This is a genomic window from Streptomyces sp. NPDC085937, from assembly GCF_044540535.1.
In the GTDB taxonomy this organism is placed as follows: domain Bacteria; phylum Actinomycetota; class Actinomycetes; order Streptomycetales; family Streptomycetaceae; genus Streptomyces.
The window spans coordinates 112,666-128,355 of sequence record NZ_JBITSH010000017.1; the positions used below are offsets into that span (position 1 = coordinate 112,666).

Annotated in this window: 22 protein-coding genes; 17 read left to right on the forward strand and 5 right to left on the reverse strand. The window is 71.1% G+C overall.

Annotated elements, in window-relative coordinates:
* Positions 1-102 precede the first annotated feature (102 nt).
* The 15 genes from ACIF8S_RS28795 to ACIF8S_RS28865 all read left to right on the forward strand — a co-directional run bounded on the left by ACIF8S_RS28795 (position 103) and on the right by ACIF8S_RS28865 (position 8,878).
* A complete protein-coding gene (locus ACIF8S_RS28795; protein WP_400002945.1) occupies positions 103-1,014 on the forward strand; it encodes a hypothetical protein in 912 nt (303 codons plus the stop codon).
* Positions 1,015-1,016: 2 nt separating this feature from the next.
* Positions 1,017-1,268, forward strand: coding sequence for a hypothetical protein (locus ACIF8S_RS28800; protein ID WP_400002947.1), 252 nt, complete (start codon positions 1,017-1,019; stop codon positions 1,266-1,268).
* An 11-nt stretch (positions 1,269-1,279) separates the two neighbouring features.
* Positions 1,280-1,891, forward strand: a complete 612-nt coding sequence (locus ACIF8S_RS28805) for a hypothetical protein (protein ID WP_400002948.1) — start codon at positions 1,280-1,282, stop codon at positions 1,889-1,891.
* A 43-nt stretch (positions 1,892-1,934) separates the two neighbouring features.
* On the forward strand, positions 1,935-2,573 hold the full coding sequence (locus tag ACIF8S_RS28810; RefSeq protein WP_400002950.1) for a hypothetical protein: 639 nt from the start codon (positions 1,935-1,937) through the stop codon (positions 2,571-2,573).
* Positions 2,573-2,812 carry a hypothetical protein gene (locus ACIF8S_RS28815; RefSeq protein ID WP_400002952.1) on the forward strand — a complete coding sequence of 80 codons (240 nt, stop codon included), beginning with the start codon at positions 2,573-2,575 and terminating at the stop codon, positions 2,810-2,812. Before ACIF8S_RS28810 ends, ACIF8S_RS28815 begins: the two co-directional genes overlap by 1 nt.
* Complete coding sequence (locus ACIF8S_RS28820) at positions 2,809-3,081, forward strand: hypothetical protein (RefSeq protein ID WP_400002954.1); 273 nt, start codon at positions 2,809-2,811, stop codon at positions 3,079-3,081. The genes ACIF8S_RS28815 and ACIF8S_RS28820 overlap by 4 nt, the downstream gene beginning before the upstream one ends.
* Complete coding sequence (locus tag ACIF8S_RS28825) at positions 3,078-3,743, forward strand: hypothetical protein (RefSeq protein ID WP_400002956.1); 666 nt, start codon at positions 3,078-3,080, stop codon at positions 3,741-3,743. The genes ACIF8S_RS28820 and ACIF8S_RS28825 overlap by 4 nt, the downstream gene beginning before the upstream one ends.
* On the forward strand, positions 3,740-4,009 hold the full coding sequence (locus ACIF8S_RS28830) for a hypothetical protein (RefSeq protein ID WP_400002957.1): 270 nt from the start codon (positions 3,740-3,742) through the stop codon (positions 4,007-4,009). The genes ACIF8S_RS28825 and ACIF8S_RS28830 overlap by 4 nt, the downstream gene beginning before the upstream one ends.
* On the forward strand, positions 4,006-4,467 hold the full coding sequence (locus ACIF8S_RS28835) for a hypothetical protein (RefSeq protein WP_400002959.1): 462 nt from the start codon (positions 4,006-4,008) through the stop codon (positions 4,465-4,467). The genes ACIF8S_RS28830 and ACIF8S_RS28835 overlap by 4 nt, the downstream gene beginning before the upstream one ends.
* A complete protein-coding gene (locus ACIF8S_RS28840; protein WP_400002961.1) occupies positions 4,464-4,652 on the forward strand; it encodes a hypothetical protein in 189 nt (62 codons plus the stop codon). The genes ACIF8S_RS28835 and ACIF8S_RS28840 overlap by 4 nt, the downstream gene beginning before the upstream one ends.
* Positions 4,649-5,320 (forward strand): hypothetical protein, encoded by a 672-nt coding sequence (locus ACIF8S_RS28845; protein ID WP_400002963.1) that lies wholly within the window; start codon positions 4,649-4,651, stop codon positions 5,318-5,320. The genes ACIF8S_RS28840 and ACIF8S_RS28845 overlap by 4 nt, the downstream gene beginning before the upstream one ends.
* Before the next feature lie 154 nt (positions 5,321-5,474).
* Positions 5,475-5,732: a hypothetical protein gene (locus ACIF8S_RS28850; RefSeq protein ID WP_400002965.1), complete on the forward strand. Its 258-nt coding sequence runs from the start codon at positions 5,475-5,477 to the stop codon at positions 5,730-5,732.
* A 162-nt stretch (positions 5,733-5,894) separates the two neighbouring features.
* Positions 5,895-7,874 carry an FtsK/SpoIIIE domain-containing protein gene (locus ACIF8S_RS28855; protein ID WP_400002967.1) on the forward strand — a complete coding sequence of 660 codons (1,980 nt, stop codon included), beginning with the start codon at positions 5,895-5,897 and terminating at the stop codon, positions 7,872-7,874.
* Positions 7,859-8,326 carry a hypothetical protein gene (locus tag ACIF8S_RS28860; protein WP_400002968.1) on the forward strand — a complete coding sequence of 156 codons (468 nt, stop codon included), beginning with the start codon at positions 7,859-7,861 and terminating at the stop codon, positions 8,324-8,326. Before ACIF8S_RS28855 ends, ACIF8S_RS28860 begins: the two co-directional genes overlap by 16 nt.
* Positions 8,327-8,410: 84 nt before the next feature.
* Positions 8,411-8,878 carry a hypothetical protein gene (locus ACIF8S_RS28865; protein WP_400002969.1) on the forward strand — a complete coding sequence of 156 codons (468 nt, stop codon included), beginning with the start codon at positions 8,411-8,413 and terminating at the stop codon, positions 8,876-8,878.
* A gap of 50 nt (positions 8,879-8,928) precedes the next feature.
* On the opposite strand, the gene ACIF8S_RS28870 is transcribed toward ACIF8S_RS28865, so the two are convergent.
* Positions 8,929-10,314 carry a hypothetical protein gene (locus ACIF8S_RS28870; RefSeq protein WP_400002970.1) on the reverse strand — a complete coding sequence of 462 codons (1,386 nt, stop codon included), beginning with the start codon at positions 10,312-10,314 and terminating at the stop codon, positions 8,929-8,931.
* Positions 10,315-10,462: 148 nt separating this feature from the next.
* Between ACIF8S_RS28870 and ACIF8S_RS28875 the strand changes: the two genes are divergently transcribed.
* Both ACIF8S_RS28875 and ACIF8S_RS28880 read left to right on the forward strand, forming a co-directional pair.
* Positions 10,463-10,879, forward strand: coding sequence for a hypothetical protein (locus ACIF8S_RS28875; protein ID WP_400002972.1), 417 nt, complete (start codon positions 10,463-10,465; stop codon positions 10,877-10,879).
* Positions 10,880-10,996: 117 nt separating this feature from the next.
* Positions 10,997-11,419 (forward strand): hypothetical protein, encoded by a 423-nt coding sequence (locus ACIF8S_RS28880; RefSeq protein WP_400002974.1) that lies wholly within the window; start codon positions 10,997-10,999, stop codon positions 11,417-11,419.
* Positions 11,420-11,426: 7 nt separating this feature from the next.
* Here the strand turns inward: ACIF8S_RS28880 and ACIF8S_RS28885 are convergent, their stop codons facing one another.
* The 4 genes from ACIF8S_RS28885 to ACIF8S_RS28900 all read right to left on the reverse strand — a co-directional run bounded on the left by ACIF8S_RS28885 (position 11,427) and on the right by ACIF8S_RS28900 (position 15,373).
* On the reverse strand, positions 11,427-11,642 hold the full coding sequence (locus ACIF8S_RS28885; protein ID WP_400002975.1) for a hypothetical protein: 216 nt from the start codon (positions 11,640-11,642) through the stop codon (positions 11,427-11,429).
* A gap of 52 nt (positions 11,643-11,694) precedes the next feature.
* Positions 11,695-12,708 (reverse strand): hypothetical protein, encoded by a 1,014-nt coding sequence (locus tag ACIF8S_RS28890; RefSeq protein WP_400002976.1) that lies wholly within the window; start codon positions 12,706-12,708, stop codon positions 11,695-11,697.
* A 50-nt stretch (positions 12,709-12,758) separates the two neighbouring features.
* On the reverse strand, positions 12,759-14,546 hold the full coding sequence (locus tag ACIF8S_RS28895; protein WP_400002978.1) for a hypothetical protein: 1,788 nt from the start codon (positions 14,544-14,546) through the stop codon (positions 12,759-12,761).
* A gap of 296 nt (positions 14,547-14,842) precedes the next feature.
* Positions 14,843-15,373, reverse strand: a complete 531-nt coding sequence (locus tag ACIF8S_RS28900; protein WP_400002980.1) for a hypothetical protein — start codon at positions 15,371-15,373, stop codon at positions 14,843-14,845.
* Positions 15,374-15,690 lie beyond the last annotated feature (317 nt).

The following is a 15,690-nucleotide window of genomic DNA, read 5'->3' on the forward strand; positions in this document are numbered from 1 at the left end:
GAACGATCCTCCGCTCACACCCTTCGTGGAGCACAACCCTCGCCGCGCGCTGCGGCCTTTCGGCGGAGAGCACCGCCGTACACCCGAAGAGAGGAACACCCGATGCGACGTCACGTCGTCACTATCCTGCTGCCCCGCCCCGAGCCCGAGCCTGCGTACGACCTGTACCAGGAAGTGCGGAGGGACGCTGAGGGCCGGGACCGCGGTCCGCTGGGCCCGGAGGCCCTCAAGCGCATGCAGGAGGTCGCCGCGCGGCGCGGCGCCGACTGGTGCACCGCCGTCCTGGGCCACTCCTTCCCCGGCATCGACCGCAGCACCAGCGTGGACGGCTGGACCCTCATCGTCGCTGATGAGCTGCGCCTGGACCCGCCGCTGCCGGACCGCGTCGTCCAGCAGCGCGCGCGCCGGAAGGAGGCGGAGGAACTGCGCGCGAAGCAGGCGCAAGAGCGCCAGGAGCGCGAACGGCGCCGGTGGGAGGCGGCGCTCGCCGCGGCCAACGTCGAGATGACCGTACGGGAGAACACCCGGCACGCGGGCGTGCGCGGCCCGCTGCGGCACGCCGTTCCCAAGACCGACGTGGTCTCCGGCCGGTCCCGGAAGCACGCGGCCGACCGAGCGCTGTGCGAGTCGCCCGGCCGCGCGAACCCGCTGCACCTGAGCGACCCGGTGAACGCGCCCGCGAACTGCTCCCGCTGCCTCGAGTGGATGGAGAAGGTCCGCCCGCTCGGCGCGCCCGCGCCCCCCACCGCGGCGGAACGTCGGCTGCTGGAGCTGGTCAAGAGCGGTGTGGTGTTCACCTTCCGCCCCGGGCGGGGCGGCCCCACGATCCGGGACACCAGCACGCGCAGTAACGCGGCCTGGGGAGCCCTGGGCCGGAAGGTCGACGCCGCGGTGAAGAAGCTCGAGGCCAAGGGCTGGGTACGCAAGGACGGCGAGCTCACCAAGACGGAAGCCGGTCACTACGGCGACTGTTGGCGGCTGACCGAAGCCGGTACCGCTGCCTTGGAGGGCTGACCATGAACCAGTTCATGCGCTTGGCTGTGGCCGTCCTGACCGCTGTTGTCCTCCTGACGGCCTGTGAGCCGAAGACGTACCCGCCCGGCCCGGCCGGCACCGTGACAGACCGACCGCGGGTCTACTACAAGAGTGGGGGCTGGCGGTACTGGCTGACCGTGGAGGGCACGAAGTTCCGTGTCACCCGGGACGACTGGCGGGACTGCGTCCGCGGATCGAGCTATCCGGCCTGCACCAATCGGACGGACCGCTGATGGTCGCCAGAATGACCGCGAAGCAGTTCCTTGAGCTGCAGGAACGTCGTCGCCGCGGTGGTCAGGCTTCCCAGCCGGCCGCCGCGGCGGCGCCGCGCAAGACGGCCAAGAGGCCTGCCGCGCACCCGGGCCCGCCGTCTGTTCCGCCCGCTCCGGCAGTCGAGCCGCTGCTCGCCATGCTGTCGTCCCCGGGACGGCACTGGACGCTGCTGATGCCGTACGCCGAGCAGATGCTGACCAGCAACCAGCGCCTTCACCACATGGCCAAGCACCGGATCCGCAAGCAGCTCCGCAAGGACGCCGCCGGCATGGCCATGGGCCTGCTCCGGCTCGAGCGCGCGGCGATCTTCTACGTGCTGCACCCGCGGCCGCTCTCCCGGAAGCGGGACCCGGGCAACTGGGCGGACACCGCGAAGCACTACGTCGACGGACTGGTCATCGACGGCGGCCTCCTCCCGGACGACAACCACGAGTTCCTCATGGGTCCTATCCCCGTCATGGGCCAGCCGGTCACCACCGGATTCGCCCGGATGACCCTCGTCGTCGTCGAACTGACCGGGCCCGTGACCAGCGCAAAGGCTGAAACCGTAACAGGAACGGCCGATCCGACGTACGAGAGATGAGGGCTGGCCCGCCCTCCCGGAACTTGCTAGGAGATGCCCCTCCGTGAGCACCACGCAAAACGTGTCTCTGCAGCTCTACGCCCACGACGGCACGCCCATCCCGCCGACTGTGAGCCGTGAGCACCTGCTCGACCTGGTGGTCTCCGCCTACGGGCGTGGCGGCACCCAGCTCGAGCGCGAAGCCGTCGACATCGAGCTCTACGAGGTCGCCGACAAGGCAGCGTGTTCTCTGCTGCGCGACCGCTGGAACGACAACTACCCCATCGCTGCGTACGTTGAGCTGCTGTCTGCGGTTGCCGCTCTCCGGGCCGTTCTCGGGTTCGACCCGACGCCGACGGCCCGCGAGGTCACCGCCTGGTCCGAGAGGCTGGGGCAGCGCCTGGGCAGCGAGGTCGACGGCCCGACGGCCCCCTTCTACATCCGGTTCGTGAACGGCCCGTATAGGGGCGCGGTCCTGCGCGTCTCTGGCGCCGCCGACCAGGGGCCGGCCGCCTCCCTCACCCTTCCGATCGCCTGGGGCGACACCCAGGACCCCGGTCGAGGAGAGGCCCGGTACCGGCGCGGTCCCAAGGTGGTTGACGAGGGCCTGTGGCTGTACCTGCTCGACGACGAGGACGTGAGGGAGGACTCGCGGCCGCACATCACCCTCGACGAGGCCGAGCGGATGGGCGGCCGCGCGTGATGACCATGCTCTCCGCCCTCATACCCTCCCCGGCCGCTGACGCTGCGCACGACGCTGCGCACGAGACCGCGGCCCGGTTCCAGCAGGGCGGCTACTCCGTGCCATGCCCGGAGTGCCACGTCCCGGCCGGGGCGCTGTGCCTCGCCCGCCGCAACATGCACGCCGCCCGCCGGGCCCAGTACCGGAGGAACCCCAAGACCACCGGCCTGGTGCCGCTTCTCGTGGGAAGGACCCGATGAACGAGCCCGAGAAGACCACGGTGGGCGACGCCGCGCAGTGGGCGACGTACTGCGCCAAGCGCGCGCAGGAGTTCCAGGAGGCCCTGGAAGCGTTCCGCCTCGGCAACCTGCAGGCGACGACGGAGCGCGGCTTTTCGCCGGCGCGGATCGCCGAGTTGGAGAAGACGGTGGACGACATGGCCCGCGGGCGTGACGAGATGGTCAGCCTCGCGAACATGTGGGCCAACGTTGCCGGTGCCCTCCACCTCGCGGAGGGGAAGGAGTCGTGAGCGCCCTCGCCGTGGCGGCCCCGGCTGCCGCGCCCAAGTGGGACGGCCGCCTGGTCGTGCGCGCTGCGGGCCGCCCCGTCCTGCACGTCGCGGGTGAGGGCGTCACGGCCCCGGCGATGCCGGTGTTCACCGTGCCCCTGGAGTGCTCCCCGGACGCAGGGCAGGCGCCGGGCGTACGGCCGTGGGACGGCCCGGTCACCGAGTCGGCAGTCTGCCCGGCCTGCCTGCGCGCCCTGCGCGGCGAGCCGGAACCGGAGAAGCCCCGCATCGTTCCCGCGGGCGTCGCCGAGGAGTTGCCGGTCCCCGCCCCCGCGCCAGACCAGCGCGGCCGCCACCTGCGCGTCGTCCCGGACCCGATGACGTACGCCGAGGCGCCCCTGCCCTCCGAACACGCGGGCCACCCGATCACCTGGTCCAGGTGGGCCCCGGCCCCCGTCCTCACCCACTACGACCCATCATGCGAGTGGTGCGGCGACCCGGGGCCCGGCGAGATGGCCGGCGGCCGTCAGGGACACCCGACGTCGACGACCGTTCCCTTCCGCCGGTTCATCGCCTACCGGTGCACCGCCTGCCAGGAGATGACCGCATACGAGCAGGTCGGAAGCGACCTCAAAACCATCGCCCACCACAAGTCGCGCGCCCCGAAGGACTGCAACCGATGACCGCACCCGTCACCGAAGCACCCACCTTGCCCGAGCTCGAGCAGCGCCTGGCGCTCGTCGCGTGCGGAGAGCGGCCCGGGAAGACCCGGGCGTGCGGGTCCTGCCGCAAGAAGGGCCAGGCCCTGCTCCGCATCACCTCCACCGGGGCCGCTGACGCCCTCGCCACGCTGATATGCGGCACCAAGAGCCCCAAGTACCGGGCGTGCGCCTTGTGCCGACAGAAGGCCGTACAGATGATCCACATCTACAACGGGGAGGCGGAGTGACCACCGCACTCGCTGCTCCGCCGCTCGCACCCGCGGTTGTCTTCGACCTCGAGGGCGGCCTCATCAACGTCCGCCGTGTCCGCCATCTGGCGAACGATGCCTCCCGGTTCTACTCCGCGATGCTCGGGTGCCCGCCCAACCGCAACGTCGTGAACGCGGCTGTGCGTGCGCATGTGAACGGGAAGGTCGTCCTGGTGATGACCGGCGGGGACCGGCGCCTGGAGCAGCTCGTCATCACCTGGCTCAACCGGAACGGCGTGCCGACGGCTCTGCTGTGGATGCGGAGCCGCCACGACTACCGGCCGGGCGCTGTGGTGAAGCGGGAACGGCTGCGCGCCGCGCACCGCCAGTTCGACGGGCTCACCGTCTGGAGTGCGGACCCGAGCGTGGTCCGCCTGTCCGAGCAGGACGGCATCGACGTCGTTGAGCTGCCCGGCTACTGGGGGGAGACGGAGTGAACCGCGCCCCCGTGTTCGTGGCGCCGGTCGGTACGCCTCCCACGGACTACGGCGCATGGACGCACGTCGGCTACGCCGAGGACGTCGTGCTCGAGGCCTCCCCCGAGATGCAGCTGCCCCGGCGGCCCGTTCTGCAGAGCGAGCCGTGTCGACGGACCGCACTCGCCATCGAGGGGCAGCGGTGACGCGCCCAGGGAACCACGAGCTCGCCCCCGAGGAGCTGTCCAAGCTGCTCGGGGGCGAGTTGCCTTCCGAGCTGCCGCTCGAGGGCTGGAGCACGACGACGCTGCACTGCCAGGTCGACGCGATCGGCCCGTCCGAGCAGCACCCGGACCTGGTGAAGGTGGAGCTGTCGTTCCCGCCGCCGAAGCCTCCGGCCCCGCCGTGCCGCCGTTGCCGCGGCCGCGGGGTGATCTCGGACTACTCCCGGTGGGACGCGTTGGCGTCCCTTCCGTGCCCGGAGTGCGCGGGCGAGGTGACCACCTGCACCGCGACCATGCTGCACGCCCTGGCCGGCCGGGTCTCCTGCAGCCTGCCGGCCGGGCACTACGAGCCGTCCGTCGAGCCAGCGGGGAGCCACCCCGGCGGGTGGCACCAGTCGGAGCCGGACCGGGACGGTACGCGGTTCATCTGGAACGACGCGGCCGATGCGGCGACGCCGCACGTCTCGTCCACTCCGGCCGTGCCGCGGCCTCTGCAGCGCCTCCGGCTGACGTGCCCCCTCTGCGGGCCGACTCTCGTAGAGGAGCATCCCCGCAATCCGGGGACCTTGCGGTGCGTGAACTGCAAGGAGCATCTGGCGCGCGGGCGCCTTGAGGAGGCGGGAAGTTCACCCGCCGACATCTCATCCTGATCCACATCTCTCCCGTAGAACAAGCAGGAGTGACGGAAAACCAACAGTTCAGCGCCGGTCAGACAAGGCACTTCCGTCCACTCTCCCGGAGAACTACCAATTTCCCGCAGAGATCAGGCACAATGAGGGCTGTGACTGATCATGAGGGGGACCGATGGTGACTCGCCGTGAGATGCCCCGCCGACTACGCGTGACCTTCGAGTTCGACATTCCGCCCGGCACCCCGACCAACGTGCGCACGGAGAAGCGCATGCAGGCCGTGGAAGCCATGGGGAGGGCCGTGGCAGCAGTCGCCGGGCGCGCCCTACCGCCGGAGACGTCGTTCACCGTCCAGCACGAATGGGCGTACGTCTTGCACGACAAGACCACCGAACCCGTGACACTCGGACCGCCGGCCGACCCGGCACCGTAGGCACCACCAGGCCCGCACAGCGATAACCGAACACCTGGCGTCATGGCCAGACACACGGCGGAGAGCACCGCCGAAACCACGAAGTGAAGGAACACCCCGATGCCCTCGCGCACCGCAGTCCTTGCCCACCTGTCCACGTCCCTCCTGGCGAGGTGACGTGACGTGTTCATACCTGAGTCCGATCACGTCACCTCGCCCCTCGAGAAGACCTCCGGCCACGGCCGTACGCGACGGATGGCCGCGGCTGTGTGCCGCTTCTGCGGACGCCTGCGCTACGAGCTGGCCCCGGCCGCCGTGTCCTTCGGCATGACCTGCATGGGGTGGCTCCACCACGCTGTCGGCGTCGACCCGGCCGCGTACGCCGGGTACGGCCTGGGCGTCGCCGCGACGGCCGGCCTGACCTGGGGCGGCCTCAAGTTCAAGAGCGGCATCGCCACGTCGCTCGGTATCGCCTCCACGGCCACCCTGATCAACGCAGGGCTGGGCGCCGTCACCGGTCCGTCCGTGCCCTCGCTCATCACCGGCGGCGTCGTCACGATCGCCTCGTACGCGGTGTACGTGCCCTGGCTGGTCAAGACCCGCCACGACCGTTTCAACCTGCAGATCAAGGCCGCGAAGACCGCGCCCCTCCCCGATGGGATGGGCGTGAACGTCGGCGTGCCGGGCGTCACCGGCGACACCGAGGAGGAGACCGCGCTGCGCCGCGCCCTGGTGGCGCTGGGCGTGCCCGCGGTCGACGTCTCCCGGATCGTGTTCACCGACACCGGGTGGTACGCCCTGGTGACCCTCCCGCCGGGCAAGAACACGTCCGCGCAGGCCGTCATCGCCAAGCGGCAGCAGCTCCAGGCGAACCTCGATCTGCCCGGCCGGCTGCGGCTGACCGAGGGCGCGCAGGCGAACCAGCTCCTCGTGCGGATGCAGACCACCGACCCGCTCGCGGGGCCCGGCATCCCGTGGCCGGGCGTGCGCATTTCCTCGATCGAGGAGCCCATCCCGATCGGGATCTACCCCGACGGGATCGAGATCCTGATCGACATCGTCGACGGGCACGTCCTGATCGCCGGTGGCACGAACAAGGGCAAGTCCGGAGCGGTCAACGTCCTGGCCGCCAACCTGGTGGCCTGCGGTGACGTGTTCCTCGCGGGCATCGACATGAAGCCGGGCGCGCTCGAGCTGGGGCCGTGGGAGCCGAACATGGTGGCCCTGGCGGACGACGCGGACACCGCGCGGCAGCTCCTGGTCTGGCTCAAGTCGGAGATGACGCGGCGCGGCAAGTACCTGGCGACGCTGCGCGGGCCGAACGGGGAGCGGGTCAAGAAGTGGACCCGCGAGCACGGCAAGTACATCGTCCTGATCATCGACGAGCTCGCCGAGCTTCTGCGCCAGGCGCCCGACGTCGCGTCCGAGCTGATGACGCTCATGCAGGTGTCCCGTGCGATGGGTATCCGCATCATCGCCGCGACCCAGTCGCCCAGCGAGCAGGCGTTCGGCGGTAAGGGCACCGACACGCGGCAGCAGTTCGGCGTGCGGATCGGCCTGCCGGTGAACGAGCCGACCCCGATCAACATGATCATGGGTACGGGCGCGTACGGGCAGGGCTGGCGCCTGGACGAGCTCGACCTGCCCGGCAAGTGCATGGTGTCGTCTGAGCGGTACTTCGAGCCGAACGAGGGCCGGTGCTACTGGATCACTGAGCACCAGATCCTCGAGACGTCGCTCGAGCACGCGTCCCCCGAGGACGACGCGGTCGAGGACGTGCGGCCGCACCCGGAGCCTGATCCGGAGCCGGACCCGCCGACGTCTCCGGGCGGGGGCGGTCCCGGCGGTGGCCGGCCGGTGCTGCGCGCCGTGCCGACGTTCCCGGACGGCTCCCGCATCCCGGAGAACCGTCAGCCGCTGTGGGAGGCCTTGGAGAAGGCCGGGCCGGAAGGCCTGACGAAGCCCGAGGCGGTCAGTCGCGGGATCTGCAATCACCACACGTCCATCGGGCCGTGGCTGTCCCAGTGGGTCGCCGCGGGCTGGGTGAAGGAGGACGGCAAGCGCAACCGGGCCGTCGTCTACGTCCACACCGCATCGCGCCACACCACCGCCCCCGAAGCGTCCGTGATCGACGAGGAGAGCACCGCATGCACGAGCCTGTGATTCCGACGGGCATCCGGCCCACGCGCCCCCGCCCCTCGGCCGCGTACGTCCCGGTCCCGGCCGAGAACAACGTGGAGCTGCACGACGAGTACGACCCGGTCGTTCTCGTCCAGGACCCGTACGACCCGAACCGGTCGGTTGCCGTGCGCCGGTCGGCGCTGCAGCCGACCGTGGCGACGCCGGCCCGGGACCTCACCCCGCAGCCGCTCATCGACCCGCTCGCCGCGCGGCTGTTCGGCGGTGGCGTCGGTGGTGGTGTTCTGGGCTGGGGCGCCGGTGAGTTCGTCGCGGGCCTCGGCAAGCTCGTCACCGCCGCGGCGAGTGCGGGCGGCGCGGCCCTTGCGATTGCCCTGCTGCTGCTCGCCTGGAAGATGACCCCGTCCGGGGGCGGCAAGACGGTGAACATCACGAACAACAACCGGTGGGGAGGGCGCTCCATCACGCGGTCGTGACCGGCCGCGCGCGGGGCCCTGGCCGTTGGGCTGGGGCCCCGTTGTCATGCCCGGTGTCGTGGGTGCGTGCGATGATCCCCCGTCATGGGGAGACACATCTGGGGGAAGGCGGCCGGGGCCCTGGTCCTGGCCGTGACCGTGGCGGCCGTGAGCGGCTGCAGCTCGAGCGACGGAGACGACGGGAAGCCAGCCGCGAAGGCTGCGCCGAAGACCCCGAGCGTGGAGCAGGCGACCGCGACGTTCCAGGTTGCGGTGGAGCAGTTCGACACGGACGGCGGGTGCCTCGAGGAGGAGCCGGGGACGTGCTGGGAGCAGATGCAGGCGCTCATGAAGCCCGCGCGTGACCTGCGGAAAGCGGCGAACGCCGACAAGGAGACGGGGCCAGAGTTCTGGTCGGAGGCGTACGCGCTGATCAACACCATGGAGGACGGCGTCAAGGTCGGGGAGGACCAGGGGGTTCCCGCCGGCGGCGCCGATCTGACGAACCGGGACGAGGTCCTGGGCTCGGCACACGAGTTGTCGGACTGGCTCGACGCTCACCCCGTCCAGTAGGCGCGGAAGGGCCCCGGAGACTGCGGTCGCCGGGGCCCTCGCGTTGTCGTTCAGTCGGCGCTGCGCACCAGGTGCACGGTGTCGAGGAACGGCTTGTCGGCCGGGCCCTTGGGGTACTCGAGGATGGTGATGTCCTCGTGCGTACAGCCCCCGTCCCGGTGCAGGGCGGGGTTCATGCAGTGGCTGCGGGTGTGCTCGTTGACCCACCAGCGGCCGCGGTCGTAGCGGTGGGACTGCCCGCTGTCGTCGGGGCGGCGCGGAGCGGGAGTTGACCGCCGGCGGCCGCGGATGGTGACCAGGCGGACCGTGCCGTCGTCGACGACGCCGCGGCGGCGGTCGTTGCGCAGCCTCTTGGGCTGGCGCCGCTCCTCGACAACGTCGGTGACGGGCTTGCCGACACGTTCCTGGGTGATCACGTCCCAGCAGGCGACGACGGCGCGCACCGCGAGCGCCGTGCCGTCGTCCTGGGAGTACAGCGCGTCATCGGCGAACACCTGGTCCTCAGCGACCAGGGCGAACCCCTGGGCGGTGAACGGCGGGCTGCCGGCGTTGTGGACGTAGTGGGTCATCCACCAGAAGGTGCGGCCGTCGCGTTCCTCACGGCCCCAAGACGCTGCGACGAGCGGGGCGAAGCCCGGGGACCAGTCGATGGGGGTATCGAACACGATCAGGCCGTACGGGCTGGGCACGCGCCCCTCGCTGAGGGGCGTCTTGCGGGGCTGGGCGGCCTTCCTGGTCGCCACGGCGCTGGTGTCGGCGTCCGCGTGGAACAGCTTGGCGTTGCTCAGCCGGTCGGCTTCCTGGCCGCACAGGTACCGTGCGGCCTCGATCGGCTCGAGGCCGGGGAACATGGTCTGCAGGTCCTCGGCGGCGAACTCCCGCGCGGTGCTCTCGGCGGTCTCATCGGCCAGGAGGCGGGCGACGAGCTGGCTACGCCACTCCGGGACCTTCTTCGGGTTGGCCGACCAGGGCGCGGCCTCGGTGCCGTCGAAGACGAGCGTCTTGCGGGTGCCGTCCGGGTCGATCAGGGCGACCACGCCGCCCAGCACGCCCAGCAGCTTGGACAGCTTCCCGGTGTTCAGCCGGTCGAAGGACTTCGCCAGGTACTCGAAAACGTCCGCTCGGCCGTCCCGCAGGGCGAAGAGGGCCCGCTGCACGTCTGGGTCGAGGGTGTCCAGGTCCGGGAAGTGTTCGAGCAGTTCGTCCCAGCGGTGACCGTCCTGCTCGATGAGGTCCGTGGTCTGGGTGGCGCCGAACAGCGCCACCTCTACGCCGGTCCCGCCCATGGTGGCGTCACCGCCGTGAGCGATCCGGTGGACGGTGCGCGCGAACCGCTCGGCCTCGAGGTTCGGGTTGCGGTGGTAGGCGCGCGCAACGGCGGCCAGGTGGCGCCAGTTGTCGGCAGTGGCGCGGGTGGCGAGGAAAATTCCGGTCACGCGGTCACCGTAGCGAGGCCCACTGACAGGGGACGGGAGAAGCTGACAGGTCGTCCGAACGGGTGCGCGCGACGCTAAGGGTCCGGGTGTCGCACGGTTCGGCGGCTGCCCCGCCCGGGGTGGCATTGCCTCTCACGAAGGAACCGAATTGGCTACCTCTTGGACCCCGAAGCTCACCAACGTCGCCGGCACCGACGGCACCGAGACCTCCGGTCACTACGTCGACGCGAACGGCGTCTGCACCTTCACCGCGATGGTGCTCGCGCGTAAGGAGACCACGGCGGCGTCGTCCGCCGGTTTCGGTCTGACCCTGCCCGTGCCGGCCGCGCCCGGCGTCCGCTACACCTTCCAGGTCCAGCTCGACGGCCGGGACGCCGACCGCGGTGTCTGGACGGGTGAGGCGATGATCGGCGCCTCCTCGGACGGCTCGAAGATCGAGCGTCTGCGTGTCACCACCGACTCGAACGGTGCCGCGCTGCAGGTCATCGATCACCTCTACGGTGACGCGGAGGGCGCAAAGCTGGCGGAGATCATCACGGTCACCGGCTCGTACCCGACCGCCTGACCACCCCATGTTGAGGGGCCGACGGATTCCTTCCGTCGGCCCCTCGGCCGTTCTCGCTGCGGGTGGGGCTTCGCTGAAACGGCTCGGCGGCCGGCCGGTGGCCGCTACGGTGCCAGCATGAGTGACGCGCCGATTCCTCCCTCCTCCGAAGACTTCCCGCCGCTGACTCCGGCCGAGATGCCGCCCCAGCTCCAGGCCGCGCTCAAGCAGATGAGCCGTCGCGGCCCCGTGGTCGACGTCATGACGGGCGAGACGGTTGCCGAGGACGGGCAGCTGGTCGGGCAGGACCCGGGCGAGGACCTGGTGGGCTGCCTGGAGTGCGCGCGGGCGGTCGCTCAGGGCTGGTGGGGCAGCATCGCCCGGCACGTCGGTATGGAGGGCGCACCGGTGTGCGTGCTGTGCGGCGAGGGCGAGGCCACGCTGAGCGCCGCGGACTGGTTCGCGACGGCCGGGCAGCTCGCGGCCGCGGCTACCGCGCGCGGCTCCCGGCGTACGTGGCGGGACGACGCGGTGAAGGGCCTGGGCGCGCACACCCTGTAGGCCCGGTTCAGCCGGCGTAGTCGTGCTGAACTTCGCCACGGCGGGCGACAGTGTCGGCGGCCTGGTCGAGGGCGGTGAGGAACGGGTCGTTGGCGGCGGCAAGCACTGCCTCCCGCATGAAGTCCTCTACGTCCTTCCCGGCTGCTTCGGCAGCACGCTGCACCTGATCCTGCTCAGAGGCTGACAGGGGCACGGCGAGGGCGGAGATGCGGGCGATACGCATGCGGGGACCGTACCAGCGTCCTGGGGGCCGCTAGGGGCCTTGCAGGGGTGGTCTAGGCGGTGGCTGCTTCGGTTGCTTGCCGCTGCGCAAGAAGGGTGCGGCGCATTGTCTCCCACCTGGTCGGCACCAGGTCGTCCTCGGCGACGCCGGCGGCGTCCTGCTCGACCTGCACTTCGTCGGCGACCTTCTTGTACCACTTGCTGATGCCGCGCCGGTCGATGGGAATGCCGAGGTTGGGGACCCGGGTCCCCAACCACAGGTGCCGGGGGGCCGTGCCCGTGAGGCGGTAGATCAGCGCGGGACGTCGCTCCAGCCAGTGCTCGAGGCGGTGTCCGGTGTCGGCACTCAGGGCGATCGTCTCGGGCTCGGGCATCTTCCCCCGAAGTCCGCCCTGGGGCTGGCGTACCAGGGTGAGAGCGCGGGGAGTGTCGCCTTCGACGGCCAGGTCGTCGACGAGCATGGACTCCAGCTCGCCCAGGCGCGGCAGAACGTCCCGCATGACGCCCCACATGGCCAGGCCGCGGACGATGACGTCGGGCCGGTCCGCCTCCGGCCACTGGCCGGCTTCCTCCTCGAGGTGGTTGGTGATGAGGTCGGCCATCTGCGGGGAGACGGTGGGGCGCAGACCCCACGGTGGCAGGTCGGGCGCCTCGAACGGGATCCGGGCCTGTTCGGCGATCCGCTCGAGGCAGAAGATACGGATCCGCTCGGAGGTGTCGTAGCTGGCGGGGTCCGTGGACACGATGGGCGCGGTACGCAGGTATCCGCCGCGGCCGTACAGCAGGTACGCGTGGACGGCGTCCGGGGAGAGGAGCTCGGCGAGGGAGTCGCCGGCTGTCTCGGTCAGCCCCAGAGGGAGCGCCAGGGCGAGCTCGCCGGCGACCCACTCGAGTTGCTGCATGCGGGCGTCCGACACGACGTCCTTGGCCTTGTGGTTGACCGTGCGGAACACGTCCAGGACACGCTCGAGCTCGCGCAGGGCGCGCGCGGGCTCGGGTACGGCGGTGAGCGCGGCCGCCGTCGTTGGGCGGTCGCTGGCGCTGTGGTCGCGGGCGGTCGATTGCATGGCATAAGAGTTTGCCCTGTTTCGGACCCGGCGGGTGCACCTGCCGGTAGCTAGTTGAGCAGGCCGCGGCGGCGCGGAGGGTTGATCGGCTCCGGTTCGTACACGGTCAGCAGGGCGGCGTCGGCCCGGTCGGGGGACTTCATGCCGCGCTGCTTCATCGCCTTCTTGGACTCGACGACGCTGTAGCCGGCGCTGTTGGAGCCCAGGCGTGGGGTGGAGAGCTGGATGCCGGTCTGCCGGTCGACGCGGAGCCGTAGCCGTCCGAGGCCGGTCGACGGGTCGGGCTGCAGCAGGCCGCGGGTGGCGAGCCACATCTCGTCGCGCTTGCGGTAGGGCCGCATGACCGCGCCCGGGTCGTCCTGCTCGGGGGACTCGGACACCATGACGCCGACGATCTGCGCCTTGTGGCGGCCGGTGTCGGCCCAGCGCTTCAGCATGGACACCACGCCGTGGCCGATGCCGTTCTGGTCGACCTTGACGCGGACGGGGTGCTGGGAGCGCAGGGCATCGGCGAGGCGCTGCGCCGCGGCGATCTCCTCAAGGACCTTCTCGGCGAGGAGGACCTGGTCGTCGTTGATGGTGCCGGAGGAGTGGTAGCGGGTCTCGATGACGTCGCCGACGATGCGCGAGATGACGAACTCGTCGCCGCCGTCGGCCGCGACGTCGACGCCGAGCCGGACCCAGGCGCCTTCCTTCACGGTGTGGGTGGCGGTCTCCCCCTCGAGGCCGAGGTCGCACAGGCGGTGCCAGCCGGGCCCGGTCGGGTCGTCGCTCTGCTGAGCGTTCTCGACCCAGGTGACGGGGATGGTGAGGCCGCCTCCGCCCTTGGGGAACTTCGCGTGCACCTTGGCGATGACGTACGGGTGATCGGGCCCGTACTCGCGGATCGTGCGGTCCACCCAGTCCTGGTCCGGGAGGTGGATCGCGAGGGAATGCGCGGGTACACCGTCGGGGCAGTCGTTGCAGTACGGGACGCGTTCCTTGGTGATGGCCGGGGAGGCGAACGTGGCGATCGGGATGGTGACGGTGGAGGGCTCCTCGGGGTCTTCGCCTTCCTCGCACAGGCCCTCGAACCAGGACCGCGGGTCGTCCATCGCCGGGTTGCCGATGGCCAGCATGCGGGCGTCACCGGTCAGGAGGTTGTTGGTGCCGTTGCCGATCGTGCGGGCGATACCGCCGGCCTCGTCGACGACGATGAGGAGCTTCGGGGTGCCGTGGATGCCCTGCATGGCGGCTTCGTCGTTCTCGGGCGCGGTGAAGCCGTACGCGACGATGACGTCGTTGCCCCACTGATCAGGGATTTTCCACTGCGTCGTGTCGCAGTAGCCGGGCAGTCCGGCGCGGGCAACGGTCTTGCGGATGTGCGGCCAGAGCTGGTTGCGGACCTGCCGGAACCGGGTGGCGGTGGTGACGATGACCATGGTGCCGGGTGCGTTCACCGCTCCGGCCCAGGCGACGAGCCTTCCGGCGATCCACGTCTTGCCGACGCCGAAGCCGGCCGGGACGGCGATGCGCTTGTGGCCTGGGACGGCGTCGACGATCTCCCGCTGGCGGGACCAGATGCTTTCACCGAGGACGTCCTCGATGAAGCCGGACGGGGTGTCGTGCCAGAGCCCGTACATGGAGCCGGTGGCCCGCTCGACTTCCCGCATGACGTGCGGCCGCTCGCGGCCGCTGAGGTCGTGCTTGAAGGCGCGGCGGCGGGCGGGGGCGGGGGCGCGGAGCAGGATGTCGGCGACGTTGGCCGCGTCGCGGGAGACGACTCCCGGCTTCCGGGCGTGCTGCAGCTCCCTGGCCGGGGGGACCATGCGGTGCGTTGAGGGCTGCGTGCGGGGCATGGCGTGGAAGGTGCAGCGCGGGGGGATCTAGTGTCGCGGCCCGGCCGGTCGGTCCATGCCCAGACCGCCGGCCAGGCCGCGGGTTCCGGCACTGCTCAACTCACCTGGAGGCGCCGCCCGGGGAACGGGATCGGCTGGGGTGTGCCGGAAGTTGTGCCGGGCAGCGGCCCCGCTCCGGGGAGATGAAGCGGGGCCGCCCCCTGCTCGGGGGGGTGCGGCCGGAGTGCTTTCCCCGGGGGGGGATCGGGGTCAGAGGGCCTGCCGCACTCTGTAGTACGTCGCCGCGCCGGATTCTGTTACAGGCCGCGGAGGAAGGCCTGCGGGTCGGGCGGCGGCACCACGAGGAAGCTCAGGCGTCCCAGGCCGAGCGGAGACCGGCGGGAGCCCGCCGTGCGCGGTCGGGCGGTGTCCTCCGGGGTGCGCCCGGGGCCCGCGGTCGTGACCTCGCTGAGGTTGAACGGGAAGACGTTCGCGGCCGCCCGGGAGCGCGGGATGTCCTCGAGACGGCGCAGGCACTTGAGGAGCTCGACGAGCGCGGCAACGGTGGAGCAGCCGGGGCAGCTGCAGTTCTCCAGCGGCGGGGCGGTCTCCTGCGGCCCGCTGGTCGAGGCGTTGTACGCGGTGACGAGGTCCTGCTCCTCCTCGGCGCTGAGGATGGCCCGCCGGAAGACCTCCATGTCCATCTCGACGTCGGCGCGCTGCTCCGGGGTGAGCCGGTACCAGGGCGGCATCTGTCGGCCCTCGCCCTCGGCAAGGAGGCGCCGGGTCTCGTAGAGGTGGCGGGTCAGGTGCGGCGGGAGCATCGTGCGCCTGGGCTTCGCTGTCATGCAGGGGGGAACGCCAGCGGCCGGATTCTGTGACACCCCTCCCCCTTCGCTGCTGCTGCGCCTGGTGCTGCTCGAGCTCTGGTGAGGCCAGGGACGCGCCGATGCCTGAGCGAAGCGAAGGCATCGGAACCTACTTAATGGTGGTGCTTGATCTTGTTACTAAAGGGGCCCAGTCCTGCGGCGCCCGGTGATCCGGCGACCGATTAACCGGGGCCCAGAAACCCGTCCCCGGTGACCGGGGCCCAGAAACCCGTCCCCGGTGTAACCAGGGGGAGGGACAGCAGGAAGGCCGGCCCCGGATGGTGCCGGGGCCGGCC